A 26,053-nucleotide genomic window follows, 5' to 3' on the forward strand; every position below is an offset into this window, starting at 1 on the left:
GGGCGGCGCGGAGTCGGGATGGTCAGGGACGGCGGGAGGCCGGTCAGGGTCGGGTGGCCGGTGTGGTCGACCGTCACCGTGACCGGGACGCCCGCGATCTTCAGGCCCTCGGCGGTCAGCGCGCCGAGTTCGGGGCCGGCCAGGGGGCGCAGGTCGACGCGGCCCGCGGGCACGTCGGGGTAGAGGCCGAGGCCCGCCTGGAGGAGCAGCACGGCTGCCGCCGCCGACCAGGCCTGCGGGTGGCACGCTGCCGGGTACGGCACCGGTCGGCCGAGCGCCGCCCGGTCGTCCCCGCCGTACAGCTCGGGGAGGCGGTAGTCGAACGCCTCGGCGGCTCCCAGCAGGCCGTCGGCGAGCCGGAGCGCCGCCGCGCGGTGGCCGGCCCGGGCCAGCCCGCCGAGCACGATGGCGGTGTCGTGCGCCCAGATCGACCCGCAGTGGTAGGACAGCGGGCTGAACCCGGCGTCGTCGGTGGACATGGTGCGCAGCCCGAAGCCGCCCGCCAGCGCCTCGGTCGAGAGCAGGGCGGCGACCTGCGCCGACTCGGCGTCCGAGAGCAGCCCGGTGCCGAGCAGGTGGCCGATGTTGCTGGTCAGTGAGTCCACCGGGCGCTTGTCCCGGTCGAGGGCCAGGGCGGGCTGCGGGCCGTACGGGCCGTCGACCCAGAACGCGGCGCGGAAGCGGGCGGCGAGCCGGTCGGCGTGGGAGCGCCAGCGGTCGGCGCCGGGGCGGCCGAAGGCGTCGAGCAGGTCGGCTCCGTTGACCGCGGCCTGGTACGCGTACCCCTGCACCTCGGCCAGCACGATGGGCGGCGCGGCCAGCCGGCCGTCCCGGAAGCGCACGGCGTCGCCGGAGTCCTTCCACCCCTGGTTGGCGAGGCCGTGGCCGGTGGTGTCGACGTACTCGACGAAGCCGTCGCCGTCGGCGTCGGCGTGCTCGCCGAGCCAGCCGAGCGCCGCCTCGAGGTGGGGGAGCAGTGGCTCGACCTGGTCGGCGGGGAGCCCCCAGCGCCAGGCGTCGTGCAGCAGCCCGACCCAGAGCATGGTGGCGTCGACCGTGCCGTAGTAGGCGGGCGGCAGCCGCAACCCCTCGTTCAGGGTCAACTCGTGCCGGCGCAGCTCGTGCAGGATCTTGCCGGGCGCCTCGCCGGTGGCCGGGTCGACCCGGGTGCCCTGCCGGCGGGCCAGGACGCGCAGCGTGCCGGCGGCCAGGTCGGTGCCGAGTGGCAGCATCATCCGGGCGGCCCAGAGGCTGTCCCGGCCGAAGAGGGTGAGGAACCAGGGCACGCCGGCGCCGAGGAAGACGTCTTCCGGGTGGGCCGGCTCGGCCAGCCGCAGCGCGCGCAGGTCGGCCAGGCCGCGGTCGAGCAGCCGGACCAGGCGGCGGTCGTCGGCGCGTACGGCCGGCTCGGACCAGCCGGGGCCGGGCGGGGCGGCGGTGACCACCGCCTTCGGGTCGGTGACGGCCAGCCGCCAGCGCAGCGTCACGGACTCGCCGGGGGCGAGCGTGACCGGCCAGGTCAGCCGGGGTGTGGTGGCCCGGTCGCCGGCGGCGTCCACGGTGGCCGCCTCGCCGGTGACGGTCACGGTGAGTCCCTCGGCGGCCCACTGGACCCGGCCCGGCTCGCCGGCCTTCGCCTCCAGCGGCGCGCCGCTCCCGCCGGACTTGACGAGCTCGATCGGGGCGAGGTCGCAGCCGAGGTCGACGCTGACCGTGGTGCGGACCGGGTCGGCGGCGGTGGACGAGACGACGAGTTCCTCGGTGACGCCGTGCGGGCCGGCCTGCCGGGTGCGCTCGACCCGGACGGTCGGGTCGGGGGTGGGGTCGCCGAGCCAGCGGGCCAGGGCGACGAAGCGGGCGCCGTGCGGCCCGGCCGGACCGCGGGTCAGCGCCTCCGGCTCCCGGTCGTCGAGGCGCAGTTCGGCGCGGGAGAGCACCCGGGCGTCGGCGTGGAAGACGCCCTGGACGCCGTGCGGCCGGATCTGACCCGCCGCGTCGCCCAGCGCGCTGGTGGGGGCGTGCACCACGCCGACCAGGTCGTGCAGCAGCGGTTGCAGGTGGCGTTCGGTCAAGGGGAACTCCCGGTGCTGATCGGTGGGCCGGCGACGTCTTGACAGATGGCTCCGGCCGGTGCCAAAGTGCGAAACATTCCAGAAACTTTGAACGATCTAATCCTGCCCCATCGGAGTTGGAACGTTCAAGGCGGCGAGAGGGATCAAGTGGCTGAAAAGGTGACCATCGCGACGGTGGCCCGGCATGCCCAGGTGAGCCGGCAGACGGTCTCCAACGTGCTCAACGCGCCGCACATCGTCCGCGAGGAGACCCGGCGGCGGGTGCAGGAGGCGATCAGCGCGCTCGGCTACCGGGCCAACCAGGCCGCCCGGCAGATGCGGACCGGCCGCTCCCGCCTCATCGCCGTCCGCATCGAGCCCACCCGGGACGGGATCAACGGCTCGGTGCTCGACCGCTTCCTGCACGGCCTCACCGAGACCGCCGACGCCGCCGGCTACCGGGTCATGCTCTACACGGCCCGCGACGACGACCAGGAGATCACCACCTACGACGACCTGCTCGGCGCGTACGACCTGGACGCGTTCGTGCTCACCGGCACGAAGCACGGCGACCCGCGCACCGCGTGGCTGGCCGAGCGCGAGGTGCCGTTCGTGACCTTCGGCCGGCCGTGGGACGCCCTCGACGGGCACCCGTGGGTCGACGTGGACGGTGCCGCCGGCACCGCCCAGGTCACCCGGCACCTGCTCGACGCCGGCCACCACCGGATCGCCTTCCTCGGCTGGCCGGCCGGCTCCGGCGTCGGTGACGACCGGTGCGCCGGCTGGCGTACCACCATGACGGCGGCCGGCCACGACGTGGCCGGCCTGCGCCGGCAGAGCGAGGACGGCATCGCCGAGGGCGAGCGGGAGTTGCGGGCGCTGCTCGCCCGCGACGCGCCGCCGACCGCGGTGGTCTGCGCCAGCGACTCGCTCGCCCTCGGCGCGCTCCAGGCCGCGCGCGACGCGGCCGCGCCGGTCGCCGTCGTCGGCTTCGACGACACCCCGGTGGCCGCCGCGGTCGGGCTGAGCAGCGTCAGCCAGCCGCTCGCCGCGGCCGCCGCCCGCTGCGTCGACCTGCTCACCGACCTGCTCGACGGTCAGCCCACCGACCACCGTGTGCTGCTCACCCCCGCGCTCGTGCTCCGGCACACGGCGTGACCACATCCCCCATCAGGAGAGTCAGATGACACCTCGCACCCTCACCCGAGCGGCGGTGGCCGGCTTCGCCGCCGTCGCCCTGTTCGGCTCCGCCGCGTGCGGCAGCGGCTTCGACGACTCCGCGAGCGACACCAAGCAGTCCAGCGGCCCGGCCACCCTCCAGATCCTGATCGGCTCCTCCGGCGAGGCCGAGACGAAGGCCGTGCAGGAGGCCGCCGCCAAGTGGGCCTCGGCCAGCGGCAACACCGCCACCGTCACCCCGGCCCAGGACCTCACCCAGCAGCTCGGCCAGGGCCTGGCCGGCGGCACCCCGCCGGACGTCTTCTACGTCGACGCGACCCGCTTCGCCGACTACGCGAGTGTCGGCGCGCTGGAGCCGTACGGCGACAAGATCAGCAACAAGGACGACTTCTACGAGAGCCTGCGCACCACGTTCACCTACGACGGCAAGCTCTACTGCGCGCCGAAGGACTTCTCCACCCTCGCCCTGGAGATCAACACCGACCTGTGGGCGAAGGCCGGCCTGACCGACGCCGACGTGCCGACCACCTGGGACCAGCTCACCGCCGTCAGCCAGAAGATCAAGGCGAAGAAGATGGTGGCGCTCGCCCTCGGCGACACCCGCGACCGGATCGGCGCCTTCATGGTGCAGAACGGCGGCTGGCTGATGAGCAAGGACGGCAAGCAGCCCACCGCCGACACCCCGGAGAACCTCCAGGCCCTCCAGTACGTGAAGTCCCTGCTCGCCAACGGCTACGCGAAGTTCCCGAAGCAGCTCGACGCCGGCTGGTCCGGGGAGGCGTTCGGCCGGGGCAAGGCCGTCATGACCATCGAGGGCAACTGGATCAAGGGCGCCCTGCAGAACGACTTCCCGAACGTGAAGTACAAGGTCGTGCCGCTGCCGGCCGGCCCGAAGGGGCAGGGCACCCTCTCCTTCACCCAGTGCTGGGGCGTGGCCGCCAAGTCCAAGTACAAGGACCAGGCGATCAAGTTCGTCGAGGCGATGACCGCGGGCGACCAGCAGGTCACCTTCGCCAAGGCGTTCGGCGTCATGCCGTCGCGGCAGTCCGTCCGCGACCAGTACAGCACCGCCTTCCCGGCGGACAAGCCGTTCATCGACGCCGCCGCGTACGCCCAGGGCCCGGTGAACGCCCCGAAGATGGACAGCGTCCTGCGCGACCTGGAGGCCGGCCTCCAGGGCCTGACGACCGGTGACCCGAAGACGCTCCTGAGCAACTTCGACAAGAACGCCAAGGCGGCGCTCGGCGGCTGAGCCGTGGCGGAGGGGCCCGGAACGGGCCCCTCCGCGCCGGCTCCCACGGACAAGGAGGGAGGGAAGAGATGGCAACCGAAGCATTGCGCGCCCCGGCGACCGCGCCGGCGAAGCCGCCACGCCGTCGCGGCGGCGGCGTCCGCGGCAACGAGACCATCGCCGGCTGGCTCTTCGTCGCCCCGGTGATCGTGATCCTCGGGCTCTTCCTGCTGCTGCCGATCCTCATGGCGCTGTGGGTGAGCCTCACCGACTGGAACGGCCAGGGCAGCCCGTTCACCGGCGACGTGCCGTTCGTGGGCGGCGACAACTACACCCGGCTGTTCGCCGAGGACGGGCTCGACCGCCGGGACTTCATGACCAGCATCCGCAACAACATGTACTACGTGGGCATCGTCGTGCCGGTGCAGACCGCGCTCGCCCTCGGCCTGGCCCTCGTGGTCAACAACCGGATGCTCAAGGGGAAGGGCTTCTTCCGCAGCGCCTTCTACTTCCCCTCGGTCACCAGCTCGGTGGCGATCAGCGTGGTGTTCCTGTTCCTGTTCGCCAACTCCGGCGCGGTCAACAAGCTGCTCGGCCTCGTCGGGATCAACGGGCCGGAGTGGTTCGCCGACTCCCGGGGCGTGCTGCACCTGCTGCTCGGCGCGGTCGGCGTGGACACCCCGCCCGGCGCGCTCACCTCCGGCGGCCCGTTCGGGCTGACCTGGTGGGACTGGCTCTCCGGGCCGAGCGTGGCCATGGTCTCGATCATCAGCCTGGTCATCTGGACCACCTCGGGCACCTTCATGCTGATGTTCCTGGCCGCGTTGCAGAACGTCCCGGTGGCCCTCGACGAGGCGAGCACCCTCGACGGGGCGACCCGCTGGCAGCGCTTCCGCCACGTCACCCTGCCGCTGATCAAGCCCACCATGTTCCTGGTGCTCACCCTCGGCCTGATCGGCTCCTGGCAGGTCTTCGACCAGGTGTACGTGATGAGCCAGGGCGACCCGGCCAAGACGACGCTCACCCCCGCGTACCTGTCCTACCGGACCGCCTTCCGCGACTTCGACTACGGCTCCGGCGCGGCCATCTCGTTCGTGCTGTTCCTGATCATCATCCTGTTGACCCTGCTCCAGCGCCGCGTGATGGCCGACCGGGACGAGCCCCGGCGGGCCCGGTGGTGGCGGCGACGCGTACCGGAGGGGTCCTGACATGGCCGCGCTCACCGACCGGCCCGCGGCGCCCGTCGCGCGCCGCGCCGACCGCGGGCCGCACGCCCGGTTCAACCGCATCCTGGGGTACGCGGTCCTGATCGCCTTCGGGCTGGTCTTCCTCTACCCGTTCGTCATCCAGCTCGGCAACGCGCTCAAGACCGAGCCGGACGCGGCGGCGAACCCGCTCTCGCCGATCCCCGACCCGCTGACCCTGGCCGGCATCGAGCGGATCTTCGCGGGCACCAACTTCCCGCTCTGGCTCGGCAACTCGCTGCTGGTCACCGTGCTGGTCACCCTCGGCCGGGTCTTCTTCGACTCGCTCGCCGGCTACGCGCTGGCCCGGCTGCGCTTCCGGGGCCGGGCCGGGCTGTTCGCCGCGATCATCGCGGTCATGGCGGTGCCCGGCGTGGTGCTGCTCATCCCGAAGTTCCTGGTGCTCAAGCAGCTCGGCCTCTACGACAGCTACGCGGGCCTGGTGGTGCCCCTGCTCGCCGACGCGGCCGGCGTCTTCATCATGAAGCAGTTCTTCGAGTCGGTGCCGGTCAGCGTCGAGGAGGCGGCCCGGATCGACGGCGCGGGCGTGTTCCGCACCTTCTGGTCGGTGGTGCTGCCGATGGCCCGGCCGGCCCTGATCACGCTGACCATCCTGTCGTTCCAGGGCTCCTGGAACGAGTTCCCGCACAGCCTGGTCTCGGTGCAGGACCCGCACCTGTTCACCCTGCCCCGGGGCCTGGCCGACCTGGTCAGCGGGTCGCTCGGCAAGGGCACCCAGTATCCGCTCAAGCTGGGCGCCGCGCTGCTCGCCACCATCCCGGTGGCGGTGCTCTTCGTGATCTTCCAGCGCTACTTCGTGCGCGGCGCGAACGAGGGCGCCGACAAGGGCTGACCGGTGGCCGGCGGTCCCGCCCCGTGCCGGGACCGCCGCCCCCGGGTCAGCCCTCCTGGAGCACCGAGAACACGTTGCCGGCCGGATCGGTGAACCAGGCGATCGACGGGCCGTTGCCCCGCATGACCCCCTTGTCGTCCTGCGGCATGCCCTCGTAGCGCGCGAACCGCACCCCGCGCGAGGCCAACTCGTCCACGGCCCGGTCGATGTCGGGGACCGGGAAGTTGAGCACCGTGTAGGTGGCCGGCTGATGGTTCGGCTTCGGGTAGACCAGCACCGGCCGGTCCCCGGCCAGGTGCAGCGTCAGCAGCCCGCCCATCGCGTCGTCCCGGGACACCCGCAACCCCAGGACGTCGGTGTAGAACCGCTCCGCGCGGTCCGCGTCGTCCACCGAGAACCCGCTGAACGCCTTCGTGTCCCTGAACATGACCCGCTCCTCACTCCGCCGTGGGTCGCCTCCGTCGTGCCTACCAGGGGTGGACGCCGCGGGGGGCGCAAACTCATCGGCGGGTCAGGGATCGAGCCGGATCGGCAGCCCGAAACGCGGGAAGAGCCGGGGCTCCAGGAAGTGGGTGAGCCGGGCGATCCGCCCGCCGGCGCACTCCAGCACGGTGATCGAGAAGGCCCGGTGACCGCCGACCGGGTCGACCCGGTACTGGGCGACGGCCGGGCCGCCGTTCGCGGCCACCCGCACCAGCCGGGAGCCCGCGCAGCCGGCCCCCGGGCCGCGCAGCCAGCGGCCGATGTCCGCGGCGCCGCGCAGCCACATGCGGTAGGGCGGCATGCTCTGCACGGCGTCCGCCCGCAGCAGCGCCACCAGGGCGTCGACGTCGTAGCGGGCGAAGGCGTCCACGTAGCGGTCGAGCAGGACCCGGTCGACCGGGTCGAGATCCGGCCCGGCGCGCCGATCGGCGCGCACCCCGGCCAGGGTCGCCCGGGCCCGCTGGAGCGCGCTGTTGACCGCCGGCACGGTGGCGTCGAGCAGGTCGGCGACCTCGTCGGCGCGCCAGCGCAGCACGTCCCGCAGGATCAGCACGGCGCGCTGCCGGGCCGGCAGGTGCTGGAGCGCGGCCACGAACGCCAGCCGCACCGACTCCCGGGCCACCGCCAGCTCGGCCGGGTCGGCCGGCAGCACCGCCGCGTCCGGCACCGGCTCGACCCAGTCGCCGGCCGGCGTGCCGAGCGACCCGGCCACCGGCGCGACCGGGCCGTCCAGGTCGACCGGCAGGGCCCGCCGGCCACGCCCGCGCAGCAGGTCCAGGCAGACATTGGTGGCGATCCGGTAGAGCCAGGTGCGCAGGCTGGACCGGCCGTCGAAGCCGTCCCGGGCGCGCCAGGCCCGCAGCAGGGTCTCCTGCACCGCGTCCTCGGCGTCGAACACCGAGCCGAGCATCCGGTAGGCGTAGCCGGTCAGCTCGACGCGGAACGGCTCCAGGTCGCTCGTCGCGGGCGCCGGTGCGGTCGTCATGCCGCCAACGGTAGGCGCTGCCCCCGACAGCGCGTACTCAGGAAGCGGCCGGCTCGGCGGGGACGCCGACGTGCAGGCGGACCTGGGGGACGAGCATGTCGTCGACGTCCAGCGCGCGGCCCGCGCCGTCCGGCTCCCAGCCGGTCGAGGTGAGGAACCCACGGGTCGCCGCGTCGGCGTCGAACGCCCAGGCCACCGCGCGGGTGAAGCCGTCTTCCCGCCAGTGGTCCACCATGGCGGCGAGCAGCCGGCTGCCGTGCCCGCGCCGGCCCCAGCGCGGCTCGACCAGCAGGTCGGTCACGGCCGCCACGCCCTCGGCGAGGGACTCGGGCGGCTCGCCCGGCGCGAGCGCCTCGGCGTCGGCCGGACCGGAGGCGGCGAACCCCACCAGATACGATTGCTCGGCCTGTTCGACGGCGACCAGCACGCGGTGCGCGCCCGAGGGCGGCTCCTGCACCGCGGCGCTCCACCGCCGGGCGAGGTACGCCTCGTCCAGGTTGTCGAGCACGTGCCGGGGCAGGATCCGGCGGTACGCGGCCCGCCAGGTGGCGAGCTGGAGGCGTGCGATCTCGCCGGCGTCGGACGGACGCGCGGGGCGGACGTACCCGAGAGCCATGGCACGTGAGCCTACGCAGGGCGAGGAGGGCGACGGTGGCGCAGGGTGCCAGGCGGACGATCGCGCAGGTCGTCGCCGTGGTGGCGCTCGCCGTCGCGGTGACCGCCTTCCTGTCGGTGGCGGCCGTGCGGCACGGCTTCTTCGACCTCAAGGTCTACTACGGCGCGCTGACCTTCTGGGTGCACGACGGCGGGGAGATCTACGACTTCCTCAAGGGCGGCACCCAGTACGGCTTCACCTACCCGCCGTTCGCCGCGCTGGTCATGCTGCCGATGGCGTACCTGCCGTGGCCGGCCGCCATCACGGTGAGCGTGGCCGCCACCGTGGTGGTCAGCGCCGTGGTCATCTGGTGGCTGCTCGACCCGGTCGCCCGGCGCGCCGGCTGGACCCGCTGGTTCGTCCTGGCGGTGGCGCTGTGCCTGGCCGCGGCCTACGAGCCGATGCGCGAGACGGTCAACTTCGGCCAGGTCAACATGCTGCTGCTGTTCCTCGTGGCCGTGGACCTGCTCCGGTTGCTGCCGGCGCGCAGCCGGTGGGCCGGGATGGGCATCGGGCTGGCCACCGCGATCAAGCTGACCCCGGGCATCTTCATCGTCTACCTGCTGGTCACGGGCCGCTGGCGGGCCGCGTTCACCGCCATGGGCGCGGCGGCCGCGGCGACCCTGGTGGCCGCCGCGCTCTTCCCGGACGCCTCCCGGGAGTTCTGGACCGAGGCGCTGTGGAACACCGACCGGGTGGGCGAGCTGGCCTTCGTCTCCAACCAGTCGCTGCGCGGCGTGGTGGCCCGGCTCCACCCGGAACACCCGAGCACCGTCGCCTGGCTGGCGCTGGTCCTCGCCACCCTGGTCCTCTGGGGCTGGCGCTCCCGGGCCGCGGTGGCCGCCGGCGACGAGGCCACCGGCCTGGCGCTGACCGGCGCCACGATGTGCCTGATCAGCCCGGTGACCTGGGTGCACCACCTGGTCTGGCTGCTGCCGGGGCTGATCCTGCTGGTCGACAACGGCATGGCCGCGCCCGCCCGCAGCCGCCGGCGCCGCCTGCTGCTGGCCGGCGCCCTCGTCGGGTACGCCTTCCTCATCAGCCGGATCGTCTGGGCCTGGGAGAAGGACTTCACCGGTGTGGACGGGTTCCTGGGCAGCAACACCTACGTCTGGATCAGCCTCGCGCTGCTGCTCGCCCTGCCGATCCGCCGCTGGGCCACGCCGGCCGGCGGCGCTCCCACCGAGCCGGGCGGGCCGGCCGGGTCAGCGGTCGAGCCGGGCGGTGTAGCGCAGCTCGCGGAGCCGGACCGGGTCCCGCCCGCCGTGCAGCGGGACCGCGTAGGTGGACTCCTCCCCGTCCGGTGACAGCCCGGCCCGCTCGTAGAAGCGGCGGGCGCGGGCGTTCTCGGCGAGCACCCAGACCCGGTATTCCGCCAGACCCCGCTCGGCGAGGCCGGCCCGGGCCGCCGCGAGCAGCGACTGGGCGGTCCCGGTGCCCCACCGGGCCGGATCCAGGTAGACCGCGACGATCTCCCCGTACGCCGGGTCGAGGTCGCCGCGGTCCTGGTTGTTCCGGTACGGCCCGAAGGTGGTGAACCCCTCGATCGTGCCGTCGACCTCGGCGACCAGCGTGGTGAACGGGTGTTCCGGGTCGGCCGTGCCGAGATCCCGGCGGCGCTGGGCCCAGGCGACCGGGTTCAGCCGGTCGAGCACCTCGGCCGGCATGATGCCCGCGTACCCGGCCTGCCAGCCGCGGATGTGCACCCGGGCGATGGCCTCGGCGTCGTCCGGTTCCTCCCGGCGAATGGTGCGCACCCGTCCGTTCTATGCCGCGCCGGGCGATCGGTCCAGCCGCCGCACGGGCGTGGTGTCACACCGGTGGAATAGGGTCCCCGACGATGGCCGCACCGGAATCGCTCTCCCTCGCACAGGCCCGCCGGATCGCCCTGGCCGCCCAGGGTTTCGCCGAGCCGGCGCCCACCGGCGTGCCCACCCGCCGGCACCTGCGTCGGGTGCTCGACCGGGTCGGGCTGATCCAGATGGACTCGGTCAACGTCCTGCAGCGCGCGCACTACCTGCCGCTCTACAGCCGGCTCGGCCCCTACCCGACCAGCCTGCTCGACACGGCCGCCTACCGGCGCCCCCGGGAGCTGTTCGAATACTGGGCGCACGAGGCGTCGCTGGTCCCGGTGGGGCTGCACGCGGCGCTGCGCTGGCGGATGGCCAAGGCCCACGACGAGGCGTGGGGCGGGATGCGCCGGATCGCCCAGGAGCAGCCCGAGCTGGTCGCCTGGGTGCGCGACGAGGTGGCCGCCCGGGGTCCGCTGACCGCCGCCGAGATCGAGCACGACGCCCCGCGGGAGACCGGCAACTGGGGCTGGAACTGGTCCACGGTCAAGCGGGCGCTGGAGTTCCTGTTCTGGGCCGGCGAGGTCACCGCGGCCGACCGCACCACGTCGTTCGCCCGCCGCTACGACCTGCCCGAGCGGGTGCTGCCGGCCGCCGTGCTGGACGCGCCCACCCCGAGCGCCGCCGACGCCCACCGCGCGCTGGTGGCGATCGCCGCCCGGTCGCTGGGCGTGGCCGCCGAGCCGGAGCTGCGCGACTACTTCCGGCTGCCGGTGGCCGGCGCCCGGCAGGCGATCGCCGAGCTGGTCGAGGCCGGCGAGCTGACCCCGGTCACCGTGGCGGGCTGGCGGCAGCCGGCCTACCTGCACGCCCAGGCGCGGCTGCCCCGCTGGGTGCGCGGCAACACGCTGGTCAGCCCGTTCGACCCGCTGGTCTGGGAGCGGGCGCGCGCCGAGCGGCTCTTCGACTTCACCTACCGGATCGAGATCTACGTGCCCGCGCCCCAGCGCGTCTACGGCTACTACGTGCTCCCCTTCCTCCAGGGCGAGCGGTTCACCGCCCGGGTCGACCTCAAGGCCGACCGGAAGGCCGGGGTCCTGCTGGTGCCGGCCGCCTGGGTCGAGCCGGGCGCCGACCCGGGGGAGACCGCCGTGGCGCTCGCCGCCGAGCTCTACCGGCTCGCCGGCTGGCTCGGTCTCGACGCGGTCGCCCCGCCGACCGGGGGCGACCTGGCCGCTCCGCTGGCCGCCGCCCTGGTGGGCGTGGCCGGTGTACGGTGAGCGCGTGACGAGCGTTGACCGGCCGGCCGCCGCGCCCGACCCGCACCCGGTCCCGCCCGCGGAGCACGCTGCGCGGCAGGACGCCTGGCCGGCCGGAGTGGCCTACCCGGCGGTCGAGCCGGACCGGTTCACCCGGCTCGTGCTGCGGCTGCACGCCCGCGCCCCGCGCTGGGCGGTGCCCCTCGCGGCGCTCGGCTGCGTCGGCCTGGGCATGGCCTACGCCCTGCTCAGCGACCCGACCCACAGCGACCCGGACGCGCGACCCACCTGCCTGCTCAAGCTCACGACCGGGCTCGACTGCCCGGGCTGCGGCGGCACCCGCGCCCTCTGGTACGTGCTGCACGCCGACCTGCCCGCCGCCGCCCGGCACCACTTCCTCTTCGTCTTCTCGCTGCCCTTCCTGGCCTGGCTCTTCGTGAGTTGGGCGGGAAACCGGGCCTTCGGCTGGCGGCTGCCCGAACTGCGGATCAGCCCCAAGGTGATCGGCGGCTTCCTGGCCCTGTGGCTCGCCTTCTCGGTGGCACGCAACCTGCCCTGGGCCCCGTTCACCTCGCTCTACGTCTGACCGGGTGGTCGGCGCGGCCCGCAGGGTGCCGCCGGCTTCGCCTGACCGCTCGCGGCCTGTCCGCGGCGGGCGGCGATGTCGCCACCGACTCAGCTCGACAGGCCGCCGCGAGTAACCCCAGCCCTGACCGGACCGCCACCGCCACCGATGCGGGCGGTTGCCGAGATCTTGGACACTTGCCGTTCGGAGCGAACGGGAAGTGTCCATGATTCGCAGCTGGTGCGGTGTTTCACGTCCGCGCGCCCAACTTTCGCGGCCGGCCCACGGGCCACTACAGTCGCAGGAATGCCGGAGATGGTGCAGCCCCAGGTCAAGTTGATCGCGTGGACCCAGTTCCAGGCCCCGGACGACGTGCCGTGGTCGACGGACGCGGACGGCGGTCAGGCGCTCGCCGAGTTCGCCGGCCGGGCCTGTTACCAGAGCTGGAAGAAGCCGAACCCGGCCACCGCGACCAACGCCGGCTACCTGGCGCACATCCTGGACGTGGGGCACCTCTCCGTGCTGGAGCACGGCTCGGTGAGCTTCTACTTCAGCGGGGTGTCCCGGTCCTTCACCCACGAGCTGATCCGGCACCGGCACTTCTCCTACTCGCAGCTCTCCCAGCGCTACGTCCCCGAGCGGGACGCGGCCATGGTCGAGCCGGCGGTGATCGCCGAGGACCCGGAGCTGCACAAGAAGTTCGTCGAGGCGGGCGAGGCGGCCGTCCGGGCGTACAACGAGCTGCTGGAGGGTCTGGAGGCCCGCTTCACCGACGAGCCCAACCCGACGCTGCGCCGCAAGCAGGCCCGGCAGGCGGCCCGGGCGGTGCTGCCCAACGCCACCGAGACCCGGATCGTGGTCACCGGCAACTACCGGGCCTGGCGGCACTTCGTCAAGATGCGCGCCACCGAGCACGCCGACGTGGAGATCCGCGAGCTGGCCGTGGAGTGCCTGCGGCAGCTCCAGGGGGTCGCGCCGAACGTCTTCGCCGACTTCGAGATCTCCACGCTGCCCGACGGCACCGAGGTGGCGGCGTCTCCGCACGCCGAGTGAGTCGTCGCCCTTCGCCGCCGGGGGCCCGGTGGTCGTCCGCTAGGTTGTGAACATGACGCACGACCTCCCTGCCGTCCCGAACCGGGGCGCGTCGCGCCCGTTCGGGCGACTGATCACGGCCATGGTGACCCCGTTCACCGCCGACGGGTCGCTCGACCTGGACGGCGCCGTACGGCTCGCCAGCCACCTCGTCGACGAGCAGGGCAACGACGCGCTGGTGCTCAACGGCACCACCGGTGAGTCGCCGACCACCACCGACGCGGAGAAGGAGGCCCTGATCCGCGCCGTCGTGGAGGCGGTCGGTGACCGGGCCCGGATCGTCGCCGGTGTGGGCACCAACGACACCCGGCACACCATCGAGCTGGCCGCGCAGGCGGAGAAGGCCGGCGCCCACGGGCTGCTGGTGGTGACGCCCTACTACAACAAGCCGCCGCAGGCGGGGCTGCTGCGGCACTTCACTGCGGTCGCCGACGCCGGCGGGCTGCCGATCATGGTGTACGACATCCCGCACCGGACCGGCACCGCGATCGCCACGGACACCCTGGTCAAGCTGGCCGAACACGGCCGGATCGTGGCGGTCAAGGACGCCAAGGGCGACCTCACCGCCACCTCCTGGGTGCTGGCCCGCAGCGACCTGGCCTTCTACAGCGGCGAGGACGCGCTGACCCTGCCCGCCCTGGCGGTCGGCTCGGTCGGCGTGGTCGGCACCTCCACGCACTTCACCGGGGTGCAGACCAAGCAGCTGATCGAGGCGTACGAGGCGGGCGACACGGCCACGGCGCTCACCCTGCACCGGCGGCTGCTGCCGCTGTTCACCGGCATCTTCCGGACCCAGGGCGTGATCCTGGTGAAGGCGGGCCTGGCGGCCAGGGGCCTGCCGGCCGGCCCGGTGCGCCCGCCGCTGGTGGACGCCACCGGCGACGAACTGGCCCAGCTGCGCGCCGACTGCGCCGCGGCGGGCCTGCCCCTACCCGAATGATCGAACGACACGACGGACGCCGCGCGACGGCGTCGCAGAATGAGGTGACGCGTGACCGAGGCGCACATCGAGGGTGAGCTGCCCCCGCCGCTGCCGGAGGGCGGCCTGCGGATCATCCCGCTCGGCGGACTCGGCGCCATCGGCCGGAACATGACGGTCTTCGAGTACGACGGCAAGCTGCTGATCGTCGACTGCGGGGTGCTTTTCCCCGACGTCGAGCAGCCGGGCGTGGATTTGATCCTGCCCGACTTCGGTCCGATCCTGGACCGGCTCGGCGACGTGCAGGCGATCGTGCTCACGCACGGCCACGAGGACCACATCGGCGCGGTGCCGTACCTGCTCGCCCACAAGCCGGACATCCCGCTGGTCGGCTCGCAGTTCACGCTGGCCCTGGTCGAGGCGAAGCTGGCCGAGCGGCGGATCCAGCCCTACACGCTGACCGTCGCGGAGGGGCGGCGCGAGCGGCTCGGCCCGTTCGAGTGCGAGTTCTTCGCGGTGAACCACTCGATCCCCGACGCGCTCGCCGTGGCCATCCGCACGGGGGCCGGCCTGGTGCTGCACACCGGCGACTTCAAGATGGACCAGCTCCCGCTGGACGGCCGGATCACCGACCTGGCCGGCTTCGCCCGGCTCGGCGCCGAGGGCGTGGACCTGCTGCTCTCCGACTCCACCAACGCGGAGATCCCCGGCTTCGTCACCCCGGAGCGGGAGATCGGGCCGGTGCTCGACTCGATCTTCGCGAAGGCGCGCGGCCGGATCATCGTGGCCTCGTTCGCCTCGCACGTGCACCGGGTGCAGCAGGTCTTCGACTCGGCGGTCGAGCACGGCCGCAAGGTGGCGCTGATCGGCCGGTCGATGGTGCGGAACATGGGCATCGCCCGCGACCTGGGCCTGCTCAACATCCCGCCGGGGCTGGTGGTGGGCCTGGACGAGGCCACCGCGCTGCCGCCCGAGCAGATCGTGCTGATGTCCACGGGCTCGCAGGGTGAGCCGATGAGCGCGCTGGGCCGGATGGCCAGCGGCGACCACCGGCACATCACCATCGCTCCCGGCGACACCGTGGTGCTCGCCTCCTCGCTGGTGCCGGGCAACGAGACCTCGGTCTACCGGGTGATCAACCGGCTGGCCCGGGCCGGCGCGACGGTGATCCACAAGGACGTGGCCAAGGTGCACGTCTCCGGTCACGCCCCCGCCGGCGAGCTGCTCTACCTGCTCAACGTCACCCGGCCGAGCAACCTCATGCCGGTGCACGGCGAGTGGCGGCACCTGCGGGCGCACGCCCGGCTCGGCATCGAGTCCGGCGTCGAGGCGGACCGGGTGGTGCTCTGCGAGGACGGCGACGTGGTCGACCTGGTCGACGGGCGGGCCAGCCTGGTCGGCCACGTGAAGAGCCGCTACGTCTACGTCGACGGTCTCGCCGTCGGCGACGTCAGCGAGTCGCTGCTCACCGAGCGCCGGATCCTCGGCGACGGCGGGTTCATCGCCACCACCGTGGTGATCGACTCGGTCACCGGCAAGGTGGTCGGCGGGCCGACCCTGTCCGCGAAGGGATTCTCGGAGGACCCGGCCGCGTTCAACCCGGTGGTCCCGCTGGTCACCGAGGCGTTGAACCGGGCCGCCGCGGACGGCATCACCGATCCGCACCAGCTCCAGCAGATCGTCCGGCGCACCGTCGGGCGCTGGGTCAACGACGCGTACCGCCGCCGGCCGATGATCGTGCCGACGGTCGTCGAGGTCTGACCGCCGCGAGCGCCGCACGCCGGCCCACCGTCCGCGGTGGGCCGGCGTCGCCGTTTCCGGGTACGCCCCGGAGCCGTCCCGCCACGCTGGGTCGATCCTGACTGTCGCGTTCAACCGATCGGCGCCCGTCTCCGTACTCCGTGCCGGCAGGCGTACCCGCGCCGGCCGGGAGGAGCGTGGCGGATGGACCGCAGACGGATGACAGCCATCGGCGTACTGGTGGCGGCGGCGGGCACGGCGGCGGCGGTGACCCTGCCGTCCTTCGCCGGCGAGAACCCGACCCGGCGGACCGCCCCGGTGGCGTCCGACGGCGTCGCGCCCGAGGTGCTGGACGCGCTGAGCCGCGACCTGTCGCTCACCCGGGACCAGGCGGCCCGGCGGCTGAAGACCGAGCGGTGGGCGTCCGGCACGGTCACGAAGCTGCGCGGCGAACTGGGCGCCGACTACGGCGGCAGCTGGCTGGGCGCCGACGGTACGACCCTGAACGTCGCGGTGGCCGATCCCGCGCAGGCCGCCCGGGTGACCGCCGCGGGCGCGGTGCCGAAGCGGGTCGACCGCGGGGTCGCCGAGCTGGACGCGGTGAAGACGCGCCTCGACGCGGCCGGCGGCGAGGCCACCCCGGACGTCGCCGGCTGGTACGTCGACGTGGCCACCAACTCCGTCGTGGTGGTCGCCCAGCCCGGCGCGGAGGCGGCCGGCCGCCGGTTCGCCGAGGCCAGCGGTGTGTCCGCCGGCGCCATGCGGGTGAAGACCGCCGACGAGGCGCCCCGCCCGCTGTTCGACGTGCGGGGCGGCGACGCGTACTTCATCAACAACGCCGGCCGCTGCTCGGTCGGCTTCTCGGTGGTCGGCGGCTTCGTCACGGCCGGGCACTGCGGCCGGCCGGGGGACCGGACCGCCGGCGCGAACCGGGTCGCCCAGGGCACCTTCGCGGCCTCCTCGTTCCCGGGCGACGACTGGGGCGTCGTCGAGGTCAACGACCAGTGGACGCCGCAGGGCGTGGTGAACGACTTCAACGGCGGCACGGTGCCGGTGAACGGCTCCACCGAGGCACCGGTCGGCGCCTCGGTGTGCCGCTCCGGCTCGACCACCGGCACCCGCTGCGGGGTCATCCAGGCCAAGAACGCCACGGTGAACTATCCGGAGGGAACGGTCACCGGGCTGACCCGGACGAACGTGTGCGCCGAGCCGGGCGACTCGGGCGGCGCGTGGCTCTCCGGCGACCAGGCGCAGGGGGTCACCTCCGGTGGCTCCGGCGACTGCGCGCAGGGCGGCGTGACCTTCTTCCAGCCGGTCAACGAGATCCTCCAGCGCAACAACCTGACCCTGGTCACGGCGGGCGCCCAGCCCTCCGCGCCGCCCGCCGGGGGCGGGACCACCGCGCCGCCGGCGAGCACGGCACCGGCCACCCCGCCGGCCGGCGACGCGACGGACTGCACCGGGCAGGTGAGCCGCACCGGCCGGATCGCCGCCGGCCGGGCGCAGGTCCAGCCGGACGGCCGCTTCTTCCGGGTGTCCGGCGGCGAACAGGAGGCGTGCGTGTCCGCGCCGGAGGGCGCCCGCGTGGTGCTGGAGCTGCAACGCTTCACCGGCAGCTCGTTCCGCACCGTGTCCCGCGCCGCCAGCGCCGCCAGCGCCGACGGGGTCGCCCGGCTGACCGCCGACACCCCGGCCGGCGCCTACCGCTACCGGGTGGTCGGGCTGGCCGGCGCCGGCGAGTACACCCTGGCGTTCTCCGCCCGCTGAGCCGCCGCCGGGTCCGACTCCCGGCGGCACCGGACCGCGACCCCCGTCCACCACCGCCCGGTGGCCGGGGGTCGCGCCGCGTCCGGGCTCCGGCCTGCTCGGGGCTCAGGGCAGCGCGGCGACCGCCTCGGCGAACGCGGCCCCGGTGCTGACCGCCGCCGTGACCAGCACGACGAGCTGCGTCCGGGCCACCCCGTACGCCAGGTCGGTGGTGACGTCGGCCGCCAGCAGCAGCGTGCCGTCGCCGGGATCGTGGACGTACGCGGCCGGCAGCAGCCGGTCGTGGTTCCAGGCGTTGCAGAACGCGTACGCCTCGGCGCGGCGGGCGGCCGGCAGCCGGCGCGGCGCCACGGCCCGGGCGTGCAGCACCTCACCCTGCGGCCCGAGCCGCCGGAACTGGACCACCGCCTCGCCCCAGCGCCCCACCACCGTGCCGTCCGGCTCCACCGTGTACGCGTCGCCGCGCGCGTCGAGGGCGGCCGTGAGCATGCGCAGGCTCAGCGGGGCCGGCTCCTCCTCGCCGGGCGGCCCGGGCTCGGCCGGGTCGTCACCGGGGATGTCGTCCTCGGCGGGCAGCGGCACCGGCTCGGCGATCGGCCGCTCGGCCAGCCAGGAGGCGATCCGGCCGGACTGGTGGCCGGTGCCGTTGCGGGCGTCGAAGCTGCCGGCCAGCGTGGTGGCGAGGGCCTGGAGCTGACCGGCGAGCGTGGACACGTCCACCTCGGCGGCGGGCCGGGGCCCGTGCCCGGGACGGTGGATCCGCCGTTCGCCCAGACCAGCCTCGGCGGCCAGCCCGCAGAGCAGCGCGCCCGCCGCCGCGAACTCCATGGCGGACAGGTCGTCGGCCGGGTGGTCGAGCCCGGGCAGCTGCTCGGCCAGCACGTCCAGGCCGTGGCCCAGGTGCCCGCCCAGCGCGCAGAACCGCAGGTGCGCGGCGAGCTGCGGGAAGGCCGTCCGCTCCCGGCGGTGCCGCCGGTAGGCCCGCACGTGCGCCCGGGCGGCGCGCGCCGCGTCGCCGGTGCGCAGCCAGGGCAGCAGCCCCGCGGCGAGCGCCCGCTCGGGCTGGTCGGTGCAGCCCGGCTCGCCGTCGAGCACCGGCTCCAGCACGGCCAGCGCGGCCGCCGGCTCGCCCCAGCCGGCCAGCAGCTCGGCCCGGCGCGCCGGGGCGCAGGCCGCGCAGCCGGCCACCGGGTCGGCGGCGTCGCCGGCGGACCAGCGGTCGTACTCGCGGCGGGCGGTCGGTTCGTCGCCGAGGTGGTCGGCGAGCCGGCAGCGCAGCTCGGCCACCGGTCCGGCGCCGGGGCCGAGCCGGTCGGCGAGATCGTCCAACAGGGAGCGGGCCTGGTCCAGGGCCACCCGGGGGGTGCCGAAGAGTGCCTCCACAGCCTGCCGCTGGTGCCGGTGCAGCCGTTCGGCCTCGCTGGGGCGGCCGTCGAGCAGCCCGGGCCGGCGGTCCACCGTGGCCACGCAGCGGCGTACCGGCTCCACGGTCCGCCACCGCTCGCCCAGGTGCAGGTACGCCTCGACCAGCGCGAACCGCGCCGCCAGCGCGGTGCGCGGGTCGCCGATGGCGTCGGCCCGGGCGGCGATCCGTTCCAGCTCGGCGCAGCGGGCCTCGCCGTCGGGCAGGTCCCGGGCGCCGGCGAGCGCGTCGGTCAGCCCCCGGTCCCGGAAGGTGGTCATCGCAGCTCCCCGCCGGGCAGGTCCGCCACGGCGGCGGCGAGCTGGCAGCCGGTGGTGACGCCGCAGTCGATGAACTGGTCGAGCTGGTGCGGGGTCACGCCACGTTCCAGGTCGGTGGTCACCTCGCCGCAGACCTGGGCCAGCCCGTCGTCGGCGACGTGCACGAACGCCTTGGGCCAGAGCCGGTCGTGGTTCCAGGCGTTGCAGAAGGCGTGCAGGTCGGGGACCCGCTCGATGCCGAACCGGTGCGCCGTGACGGTGCGCACCTGGAGCAGCTCCCCGGCGGCGCCGCGCCGGAAGAACCAGATGAGGCTCTCGCCCCAGCGGCCCACCAGGTCGCCGTCGGCGTCCTCGGCCACCGCGTACCCCCGGTTGGCCAGCACGGCGGCGATCAGCTCGCCGGTCAGCGGTCGCAGCGCCTGCGGATGTCCGGCCAGGGGGCCGTCCGGACCGTCCTCGATCTCCGGCGACGCCATGAGGGCATCCCTTCTGAGGCGAATAACACAAACGGCGGCGGATCCGTGCCGCGACGCGCGGACACGACCCGGAAAAGCGGCGATCTGCCGGGTCCCGCCGTTACGGTGACTCTATGGCGGGCCGTACCTCTCAGGCGAGCCGGCGACGCGGCGCGTCGCCGCGCGGAACCACGAACAGCCGTGCCCGCCAGCCGGCCAAGAAGGCCACCAGGGCGACCGCCCGGCGGCGCCCGGCGCGTGGGCCGAGCCCGGCGGCGCTCGCGGGCCGGGCGCTGGGTGCTCTGTGGATGGGGCTGGCGCACAGCGTGGGCTGGGCGTTCCGGGCCGCCGGCCGGCAGGCCGCCACCGCCCGCGAGCTGGACCCCGAGCACCGACGTGACGGGGCCGGGCTGCTCCTGTTCGGCCTGGCCATCCTCAGCGCGGTGGGCATCTGGTCCGGCGGCGCCGGGCCGATGGGCCGGCACCTCGCGGACACCGCCCGCCTCTTCGTCGGGGCGATCGCCATCGTGCTGCCGGTGCTGCTCATGGTGGGCGCCTGGCGGCTCATGCGCACCCCGGCCGATCCCGAGCACCGGGGCCGCGGCCTGGTCGGCTGGGGCTCCATGCTGCTCGCCACGGCGGCCATGCTGCACATCGGACAGGACCCGGTCGACGAGGTCCAGCGCGACTACGCGGGCGGCCTGCTGGGCGCCGGCGTGGGCGACCTGCTCAAGTCCGCGGTCACCGCCTGGGTGGCCATGCCGCTGCTGCTCCTGCTGCTGGTCTTCGGGCTGCTCGTCATCACGGCGACCCCGATCAACAAGATCCCGGAGCGGCTCGGGCTGCGGGCCGGCCTGGTGCCGCCGGCCGACGCCGACGAGGCCGAGGCCGAGCCCGAGGCGGCGGCGAAGCCCGCGCGCAAGCGGGCCGCCAAGCGCCTGCCGCCGCCGCTGGACCCGCTGGACCCGGACGACGACCTCGACGGCGTCGACCTCCAGGACACCCTGGTGCTACCCCGCAAGAGGGTGCCGGCCAGCCGCAAACCGGTCGAGCCGCCGGAGCACTCGCCGCTGCCCACCCGCGCCGAGCAGCTCGCGCTCACCGGGCTGGCCGGGGACTACACCCTGCCGCCGGCCAACATGCTGGGCAGCGGGGCCGCGCCGAAGACCCGGAGCAAGGCCAACGACGAGGTCATCGCCGCGCTGACCGGCGTCTTCGAGCAGTTCGACGTGGACGCCGCGGTCACCGGCTTCACCCGCGGCCCGACGGTCACCCGCTACGAGGTCGAGCTGGGGCCGGGCGTCAAGGTCGAGCGGATCACCCAGCTCTCCCGCAACATCGCCTACGCCGTGAAGTCCCCGGACGTGCGGATCCTCAGCCCGATCCCGGGCAAGAGCGCGGTGGGCGTGGAGATCCCCAACACCGACCCGGAGAACGTGGCGCTCGGCGACGTGCTGCGCTCGCGGGCCGCCACCAGCGACCACCACCCGATGGTGGTCGCGCTCGGCAAGGACATCGAGGGCGGCTACGTGGTGGCCAACCTGGCCAAGATGCCGCACATCCTGATCGCCGGCGCCACCGGCGCGGGCAAGTCGTCCTGCCTCAACTCGCTGCTGGTGTCCGTCCTCACCCGGGCCACCCCGGACGAGGTGCGGCTGCTGCTGATCGACCCGAAGCGGGTCGAGATGACCGGCTACGAGGGCATCCCGCACCTGGTCACCCCGATCGTGACCAACCCGAAGAAGGCGGCCGACTCGCTGGAGTGGGTCGTCCGCGAGATGGACATGCGCTACGACGACCTCGCCGCCAACGGGGTCCGGCACATCGACGACTTCAACCGCAAGGTGCGCAACGGCGAGATCAAGGCGCCGCCGGGCAGCGAGCGGGAGATGCGGCCCTACCCGTACCTGCTGGTGATCGTGGACGAGCTGGCCGACCTCATGATGGTCGCGCCGCGCGACGTGGAGGACTCGATCGTCCGGATCACCCAGCTGGCCCGGGCCGCCGGCATCCACCTGGTGCTGGCCACCCAGCGCCCCTCGGTCGACGTGGTCACCGGCCTGATCAAGGCGAACGTGCCGTCCCGGCTCGCCTTCGCCACCTCCTCGCTGGCCGACTCCCGGGTCATCCTCGACCAGCCCGGCGCGGAGAAGCTGCTCGGCCGGGGCGACGGGCTGTTCCTGCCGATGGGCGCGTCGAAGCCGCTCCGCATCCAGGGCGCCTGGGTGACCGAGCGCGAGATCCACGACGTGGTGAAGTTCTGCAAGGACCAGCGCGAGCCGGACTTCCGTCCGGACGTGCTCGCCCCCGCGCAGGACAGCAAGAAGAAGATCGACGAGGACATCGGCGACGACCTGGACCTGCTGGTGCAGGCGGTGGAGCTGGTGGTCACCTCGCAGTTCGGCTCGACCTCGATGCTGCAGCGCAAGCTGCGGGTCGGCTTCGCCAAGGCGGGCCGGCTCATGGACCTCATGGAGACGCGGGGCGTGGTCGGCCCGTCCGAGGGGTCCAAGGCCCGTGACGTGCTGGTCAAGCCGGACGAGCTGGAGGAGGTCCTGGCCGGCCTGCGCGGCGGCGAGGAGTAGCCCGGACGTGTCACGCGACGAGGGCCCGCCGGAATCCGGCGGGCCCTCGTCGTGCTGGCGGCTGGGTCAGGAATTCAGGATCGCGGCGGCGATCACCATGCCGAGGACGGCGCCGACGACGTTCGCGACGGCGGCGTACCAGCCGAGCGGCTTGTCGCCGAGCACCGCGCCGACGATGCCGAGGATCAGCCCGACCAGGCCGAGGAACGGCACGAAGATGGCGATGACGGCGAAGACGAAACCGATGATCGTGCAGATCCGGGCGGCGCTGCTGCGGGGGCGGGTGCTGGCGGGCATGTCGGCCATGATGTCCTCCGTCGGTGGGTTTCCTCTCGGGTGAAGCGAGGAGGGGATACCCCGGGCGGCAGGACGTCCAAACGGGACGCCGGCGGGTCGGTCAGTGGAAGAGCTTGAGGCCGACCACGCCGGCCACCACCAGCAGCAGGCAGGCGATCCGGGGCAGGCTGGCGGACTCGCCCAGCGCCACCATGCCGACCAGCGCCGTGCCGACCGCGCCGATGCCGACCCACATGGCGTAGCCGGTGCCCACCGGGATGTCGCGCAGCGCGTACGCCAGGCCGGCCATGCTCGCGACCAGCGAGACGGCGAAGACCACGGAGGGGAGCGGGCGGGTGAAGCCGGCGCTGCGGTCCAGCGCGATCGCCCAGGCGGTCTCCAGCAGTCCGGAGAGCACCAGCACGAGCCAGGCCATGGGTCACCTCTGACGGGACGGGCCCGGCCGCGGGGGCCGGGACGGGCGGTCACGCGGGGCGTCTTGGCCTGACCGGGTACGCCCACCACTCGTCCGGGGCGGCACGGGGCCGCCGGATCCGACGCTAGCACCGCCGAGGCCGGCGGTCCGGCACGGTGACGAACCCCACCATCGCTGGAGTTAACGCGAACTTCAGGTTGCACGATGGTCGGCATGACCGTGCTCTTCTCCGACGAGGACGTCGCCGCGGCCGTGGACGCCCCGCTCACCGTCGCCGCCATGCGGGACGCGCTGCTGGCCGCGCACGAGGGACGGCTCATCGCGCCGCCCCGGGCGTCCGCCCCGCTCGGCGGCGGCCGGATGGTGCTCACGGCCGGGCACCTCACCGGCGAGTGGTACGGCTTCCGCTCCTACGACACGTTCGGGCACCCGGAGAGCGGGCAGCTCGTGGTGCTGCACGACGCCACCACCGGGGCGGTACGCGCCATCGCCGTCGGCGAGGAGCTGGGCTCGCGGCGCACCGGGGGACTGGGCGGGGTGGCCGTGGACGCGCTGGCCCGCCCCGACGCGGCCACCCTCGGCGTGGTCGGGTCGGGCCGCCAGGCGTGGACCCAGGTGTGGGCCGCCGCCGCGGTCCGCCCGCTGCGCGAGGTGACCGTGCACAGCCGCTCGGCGGCCCGCCGGGAGGCGTTCGCCGCCCGGGTCCGGGCCGAGCTGGGCGTGCCGGCCCGCGCGGTCGACTCGGCCGCCGCGGCGGTGCGCGACCGGGACCTCGTGGTGCTCGCCACCACCAGCACCTGCCCGGTGCTGGACGCCGCCGACCTCGCCCCGGGCACCCACGTCAACACGGTCGGCTTCAAGCAGGTCGACCGGCACGAGTTCGGGCCGGACCTGCTGGACGCCGCCGACCTGCTGGTCACCGACTCGCCCGCCCAGGCGGCCGCGTACGCCCCGCCCATGCTCGCCGCCGTCGACCCGTACGCGGACCGGCTGCGCGACCTGGGCGCGGTGCTGGCCGGGGCGGTCCCGGGCCGGACCGGCGCGGACCAGATCTCGGTCTTCTGCTCCACCGGCCTGGCCGGCACGGAGGTCTTCCTGCTCGACCGGCTGGCCCGGGTCGGCGCGGCGGCCCACTGATCCGCGGCTCGGTGTGAGCCGGCCGATGCCCCCGGCCGGCCGTCGTGGGGTTCCCGGCCCGGCCCGGTACCCTCGGATGGTGTCTGCCACCTCCCCTTCCTCCGACGACTCCAGCTCGGCGCGTCTGGCGCCGCGCCGCGACCTGGAGCCGTCGCCTGACGGCCGTCGCGTCGCCCTGCTGACCCTGGGTTGCGCCCGTAACGAGGTCGACTCGGAGGAGTTGGCCGCCCGGCTGCACGCCGACGGCTGGCAGGTGACCACCGACGGCGAGGGCGCCGACGTGGTGGTGGTGAACACCTGCGGTTTCGTGGAGAAGGCCAAGCAGGACTCGATCCAGACGCTCCTGGCTGCCGCCGACACCGGCGCCAAGGTGGTCGCCGCCGGCTGCATGGCCGAGCGCTACGGCCGCGAGCTGGCCGACAGCCTCCCTGAGGCGCAGGCGGTGCTGAGCTTCGACGACTACCCGGACATCGCCGCCCGCCTGGACGCCGTGGTGGCCGGCGAGGCGCTGGGCGCGCACACCCCGCGGGACCGACGGGAGCTGCTGCCCCTCACCCCCGTGAAGCGCCGCGAGGCGGCCGTGTCGCTGCCCGGCCACGGCACCCCCACCCGGGTCGCCACCGAGGCCGACGAGCACACCCCGGCGCACCTGCGGCAGGTGCTGCGGCACCGGCTCGACACCGGGCCGGTGGCCTCGCTCAAGCTGGCCAGCGGCTGCGACCGGCGCTGCGCGTTCTGCGCCATCCCGGCGTTCCGTGGGGCGTTCGTCTCCCGGACGCCGGACGAGCTGCTCGCCGAGGCGGAGTGGCTGGCCAAGACCGGCGTCCGCGAGCTGGTGCTGGTCAGCGAGAACTCCACCTCGTACGGCAAGGACCTGGGCGACCCCCGGGCGCTGGAGAAGCTGCTGCCGCAGCTCGCCGCGATCGACGGGATCGTGCGGGTGCGGGCCAGCTACCTGCAGCCCGCCGAGACCCGGCCCGGCCTGGTCGAGGTGATCGCCACCACGCCGGGCGTGGCCCCGTACTTCGACCTGTCGTTCCAGCACTCCAGCGAGCCGGTGCTGCGCCGGATGCGCCGGTTCGGCTCCACCGACCGGTTCCTGGAGCTGCTCGCCTCCGCCCGCGAGCTGGCCCCGGCGGCCGGCGCGCGCAGCAACTTCATCGTCGGTTTCCCCGGGGAAACCCGGCAGGACGTGGCCGAGCTGACCCGCTTCCTGACCGAGGCGCGCCTCGACGCGATCGGGGTGTTCGACTACAGCGACGAGGATGGCACCGAGGCCGCCGGCCTGCCCGGCAAGGTCTCCGCCGCGACGATCAAGCGGCGCTACGACCGGCTCGCCGCGCTCGCCGACGAGCTCTGCTCGCAGCGGGCCGAGGAGCGGCTCGGCTCGACGGTGGAGGTGCTGGTCGACACGGTCGCCGACGGCGTGGTCGAGGGGCGGGCCGCCCACCAGGCGCCCGAGGTCGACGGCTCGACCACCCTGGTCGCCCCGCGGGGCGGCGGGGTGGACCTGGCCGCGCTGCGCCCCGGCGACCTGGTCCGCGCCACGGTCACCGCGACCGAGGGAGTCGACCTGGTCGCCGTGCCGGATGAGATGATCTCGGCGGCGCCCGGCGCGGCACGGTGACGGCGGGCCCGGACGGAACGGGGAAGCCACGTGGGGCGGTG

Annotated in this window: 23 protein-coding genes and 1 riboswitch; of the genes, 14 read left to right on the forward strand and 9 right to left on the reverse strand. The window is 74.4% G+C overall.

The annotated features are described in order from the left end of the window. The coding region (locus F8274_RS05480) for a glycogen debranching N-terminal domain-containing protein (protein ID WP_151461179.1) at positions 1–2,072 on the reverse strand (2,072 nt) is incomplete at its 3' end. A gap of 147 nt (positions 2,073–2,219) precedes the next feature. Here F8274_RS05480 and F8274_RS05485 point away from each other — a divergent pair. The 4 genes from F8274_RS05485 (at position 2,220) to F8274_RS05500 (ending at position 6,558) form a co-directional block, all read left to right on the forward strand. Next, a complete protein-coding gene (locus F8274_RS05485; RefSeq protein ID WP_151461180.1) occupies positions 2,220–3,209 on the forward strand; it encodes a LacI family DNA-binding transcriptional regulator in 990 nt (329 codons plus the stop codon). A 25-nt stretch (positions 3,210–3,234) separates the two neighbouring features. Beyond that, complete coding sequence (locus F8274_RS05490; protein WP_151461181.1) at positions 3,235–4,482, forward strand: extracellular solute-binding protein; 1,248 nt, start codon at positions 3,235–3,237, stop codon at positions 4,480–4,482. Between the two features lie 68 nt (positions 4,483–4,550). Beyond that, positions 4,551–5,669: a carbohydrate ABC transporter permease gene (locus F8274_RS05495; RefSeq protein WP_151461182.1), complete on the forward strand. Its 1,119-nt coding sequence runs from the start codon at positions 4,551–4,553 to the stop codon at positions 5,667–5,669. A 1-nt stretch (position 5,670) separates the two neighbouring features. After that, positions 5,671–6,558, forward strand: coding sequence for a carbohydrate ABC transporter permease (locus tag F8274_RS05500; RefSeq protein WP_225853618.1), 888 nt, complete (start codon positions 5,671–5,673; stop codon positions 6,556–6,558). A 46-nt stretch (positions 6,559–6,604) separates the two neighbouring features. On the opposite strand, the gene F8274_RS05505 is transcribed toward F8274_RS05500, so the two are convergent. The 3 genes from F8274_RS05505 to F8274_RS05515 form a co-directional block, all read right to left on the reverse strand. After that, on the reverse strand, positions 6,605–6,985 hold the full coding sequence (locus tag F8274_RS05505) for a VOC family protein (protein WP_151461183.1): 381 nt from the start codon (positions 6,983–6,985) through the stop codon (positions 6,605–6,607). Positions 6,986–7,069: 84 nt separating this feature from the next. Further along, positions 7,070–8,026 (reverse strand): sigma-70 family RNA polymerase sigma factor, encoded by a 957-nt coding sequence (locus F8274_RS05510; protein ID WP_151461184.1) that lies wholly within the window; start codon positions 8,024–8,026, stop codon positions 7,070–7,072. 37 nt (positions 8,027–8,063) lie between these two features. Then, positions 8,064–8,642, reverse strand: coding sequence for a GNAT family N-acetyltransferase (locus tag F8274_RS05515; RefSeq protein WP_151461185.1), 579 nt, complete (start codon positions 8,640–8,642; stop codon positions 8,064–8,066). Between the two features lie 35 nt (positions 8,643–8,677). Here F8274_RS05515 and F8274_RS05520 point away from each other — a divergent pair, with 35 nt between their 5' ends. Continuing rightward, the gene (locus tag F8274_RS05520; protein ID WP_151461186.1) at positions 8,678–9,988 is read left to right on the forward strand and encodes a glycosyltransferase family 87 protein; all 1,311 of its coding nucleotides are present in this window, start codon (positions 8,678–8,680) and stop codon (positions 9,986–9,988) included. Here the strand turns inward: F8274_RS05520 and F8274_RS05525 are convergent. Continuing rightward, on the reverse strand, positions 9,887–10,438 hold the full coding sequence (locus F8274_RS05525; RefSeq protein WP_151461187.1) for a GNAT family N-acetyltransferase: 552 nt from the start codon (positions 10,436–10,438) through the stop codon (positions 9,887–9,889). The genes F8274_RS05520 and F8274_RS05525 overlap by 102 nt on opposite strands. Before the next feature lie 83 nt (positions 10,439–10,521). Here F8274_RS05525 and F8274_RS05530 point away from each other — a divergent pair, with 83 nt between their 5' ends. The 6 genes from F8274_RS05530 to F8274_RS05555 all read left to right on the forward strand — a co-directional run bounded on the left by F8274_RS05530 (position 10,522) and on the right by F8274_RS05555 (position 17,813). Then, positions 10,522–11,751: a winged helix-turn-helix domain-containing protein gene (locus F8274_RS05530; protein ID WP_151461188.1), complete on the forward strand. Its 1,230-nt coding sequence runs from the start codon at positions 10,522–10,524 to the stop codon at positions 11,749–11,751. Beyond that, complete coding sequence (locus F8274_RS05535) at positions 11,741–12,316, forward strand: DUF2752 domain-containing protein (RefSeq protein ID WP_151461189.1); 576 nt, start codon at positions 11,741–11,743, stop codon at positions 12,314–12,316. Before F8274_RS05530 ends, F8274_RS05535 begins: the two co-directional genes overlap by 11 nt. A 294-nt stretch (positions 12,317–12,610) precedes the next feature. Then, on the forward strand, positions 12,611–13,348 hold the full coding sequence (gene thyX, locus F8274_RS05540) for an FAD-dependent thymidylate synthase (protein ID WP_151461229.1): 738 nt from the start codon (positions 12,611–12,613) through the stop codon (positions 13,346–13,348). A 52-nt stretch (positions 13,349–13,400) separates the two neighbouring features. After that, positions 13,401–14,327, forward strand: a complete 927-nt coding sequence (gene dapA, locus F8274_RS05545; RefSeq protein ID WP_151461190.1) for a 4-hydroxy-tetrahydrodipicolinate synthase — start codon at positions 13,401–13,403, stop codon at positions 14,325–14,327. A 51-nt stretch (positions 14,328–14,378) separates the two neighbouring features. Continuing rightward, positions 14,379–16,067 (forward strand): ribonuclease J, encoded by a 1,689-nt coding sequence (locus tag F8274_RS05550; RefSeq protein WP_151461191.1) that lies wholly within the window; start codon positions 14,379–14,381, stop codon positions 16,065–16,067. Positions 16,068–16,250: 183 nt separating this feature from the next. After that, complete coding sequence (locus tag F8274_RS05555; RefSeq protein WP_151461192.1) at positions 16,251–17,813, forward strand: S1 family peptidase; 1,563 nt, start codon at positions 16,251–16,253, stop codon at positions 17,811–17,813. Between the two features lie 105 nt (positions 17,814–17,918). On the opposite strand, the gene F8274_RS05560 is transcribed toward F8274_RS05555, so the two are convergent. Then, positions 17,919–19,496 (reverse strand): YbjN domain-containing protein, encoded by a 1,578-nt coding sequence (locus F8274_RS05560; RefSeq protein WP_151461193.1) that lies wholly within the window; start codon positions 19,494–19,496, stop codon positions 17,919–17,921. Further along, positions 19,493–19,972 carry a YbjN domain-containing protein gene (locus tag F8274_RS05565; protein WP_151461194.1) on the reverse strand — a complete coding sequence of 160 codons (480 nt, stop codon included), beginning with the start codon at positions 19,970–19,972 and terminating at the stop codon, positions 19,493–19,495. The genes F8274_RS05560 and F8274_RS05565 overlap by 4 nt, the downstream gene beginning before the upstream one ends. 113 nt (positions 19,973–20,085) lie before the next feature. On the opposite strand from F8274_RS05565, the gene F8274_RS05570 reads away from it, so the two are divergent. Continuing rightward, positions 20,086–22,536 (forward strand): DNA translocase FtsK, encoded by a 2,451-nt coding sequence (locus tag F8274_RS05570; protein WP_151461195.1) that lies wholly within the window; start codon positions 20,086–20,088, stop codon positions 22,534–22,536. A 66-nt stretch (positions 22,537–22,602) separates the two neighbouring features. Here F8274_RS05570 and F8274_RS05575 read toward each other — a convergent pair whose 3' ends face one another. Both F8274_RS05575 and F8274_RS05580 read right to left on the reverse strand, forming a co-directional pair. Beyond that, the gene (locus F8274_RS05575; protein WP_151461196.1) at positions 22,603–22,842 is read right to left on the reverse strand and encodes a hypothetical protein; all 240 of its coding nucleotides are present in this window, start codon (positions 22,840–22,842) and stop codon (positions 22,603–22,605) included. Between the two features lie 91 nt (positions 22,843–22,933). After that, positions 22,934–23,248, reverse strand: coding sequence for a multidrug efflux SMR transporter (locus tag F8274_RS05580; RefSeq protein ID WP_151461197.1), 315 nt, complete (start codon positions 23,246–23,248; stop codon positions 22,934–22,936). A gap of 52 nt (positions 23,249–23,300) precedes the next feature. Continuing rightward, positions 23,301–23,366: riboswitch (guanidine-III (ykkC-III) riboswitch) on the reverse strand. Positions 23,367–23,461: 95 nt separating this feature from the next. Between F8274_RS05580 and F8274_RS05585 the strand changes: the two genes are divergently transcribed. Beyond that, entirely contained in the window at positions 23,462–24,385 is a 924-nt protein-coding gene (locus F8274_RS05585; protein ID WP_192579720.1) for an ornithine cyclodeaminase family protein, read from the forward strand. Between the two features lie 76 nt (positions 24,386–24,461). Continuing rightward, complete coding sequence (rimO, locus tag F8274_RS05590; RefSeq protein WP_225853620.1) at positions 24,462–26,012, forward strand: 30S ribosomal protein S12 methylthiotransferase RimO; 1,551 nt, start codon at positions 24,462–24,464, stop codon at positions 26,010–26,012. Positions 26,013–26,053: the final 41 nt, after the last annotated feature.

Origin of the sequence: Micromonospora sp. AMSO31t, assembly GCF_008868175.1 — a bacterium.
Lineage (GTDB): Bacteria > Actinomycetota > Actinomycetes > Mycobacteriales > Micromonosporaceae > Micromonospora.

Excerpts from the sequence above, each read along its gene's own strand:
- F8274_RS05505 (WP_151461183.1), bottom strand. The coding sequence starts at position 6,985 with ATGTTCAGGGACACGAAGGCGTTCAGCGGGTTCTCGGTGGACGACGCG.
- F8274_RS05500 (WP_225853618.1), top strand. The coding sequence starts at position 5,671 with ATGGCCGCGCTCACCGACCGGCCCGCGGCGCCCGTCGCGCGCCGCGCC.
- F8274_RS05570 (WP_151461195.1), top strand. The coding sequence starts at position 20,086 with ATGGCGGGCCGTACCTCTCAGGCGAGCCGGCGACGCGGCGCGTCGCCG.
- F8274_RS05565 (WP_151461194.1), bottom strand. The coding sequence starts at position 19,972 with ATGGCGTCGCCGGAGATCGAGGACGGTCCGGACGGCCCCCTGGCCGGA.
- F8274_RS05580 (WP_151461197.1), bottom strand. The coding sequence starts at position 23,248 with ATGGCCTGGCTCGTGCTGGTGCTCTCCGGACTGCTGGAGACCGCCTGG.
- dapA (WP_151461190.1), top strand. The coding sequence starts at position 13,401 with ATGACGCACGACCTCCCTGCCGTCCCGAACCGGGGCGCGTCGCGCCCG.
- F8274_RS05510 (WP_151461184.1), bottom strand. The coding sequence starts at position 8,026 with ATGACGACCGCACCGGCGCCCGCGACGAGCGACCTGGAGCCGTTCCGC.
- F8274_RS05490 (WP_151461181.1), top strand. The coding sequence starts at position 3,235 with ATGACACCTCGCACCCTCACCCGAGCGGCGGTGGCCGGCTTCGCCGCC.
- F8274_RS05560 (WP_151461193.1), bottom strand. The coding sequence starts at position 19,496 with ATGACCACCTTCCGGGACCGGGGGCTGACCGACGCGCTCGCCGGCGCC.
- thyX (WP_151461229.1), top strand. The coding sequence starts at position 12,611 with ATGGTGCAGCCCCAGGTCAAGTTGATCGCGTGGACCCAGTTCCAGGCC.
- rimO (WP_225853620.1), top strand. The coding sequence starts at position 24,462 with ATGGTGTCTGCCACCTCCCCTTCCTCCGACGACTCCAGCTCGGCGCGT.
- F8274_RS05495 (WP_151461182.1), top strand. The coding sequence starts at position 4,551 with ATGGCAACCGAAGCATTGCGCGCCCCGGCGACCGCGCCGGCGAAGCCG.
- F8274_RS05585 (WP_192579720.1), top strand. The coding sequence starts at position 23,462 with ATGACCGTGCTCTTCTCCGACGAGGACGTCGCCGCGGCCGTGGACGCC.
- F8274_RS05515 (WP_151461185.1), bottom strand. The coding sequence starts at position 8,642 with ATGGCTCTCGGGTACGTCCGCCCCGCGCGTCCGTCCGACGCCGGCGAG.
- F8274_RS05575 (WP_151461196.1), bottom strand. The coding sequence starts at position 22,842 with ATGGCCGACATGCCCGCCAGCACCCGCCCCCGCAGCAGCGCCGCCCGG.
- F8274_RS05530 (WP_151461188.1), top strand. The coding sequence starts at position 10,522 with ATGGCCGCACCGGAATCGCTCTCCCTCGCACAGGCCCGCCGGATCGCC.
- F8274_RS05555 (WP_151461192.1), top strand. The coding sequence starts at position 16,251 with ATGGACCGCAGACGGATGACAGCCATCGGCGTACTGGTGGCGGCGGCG.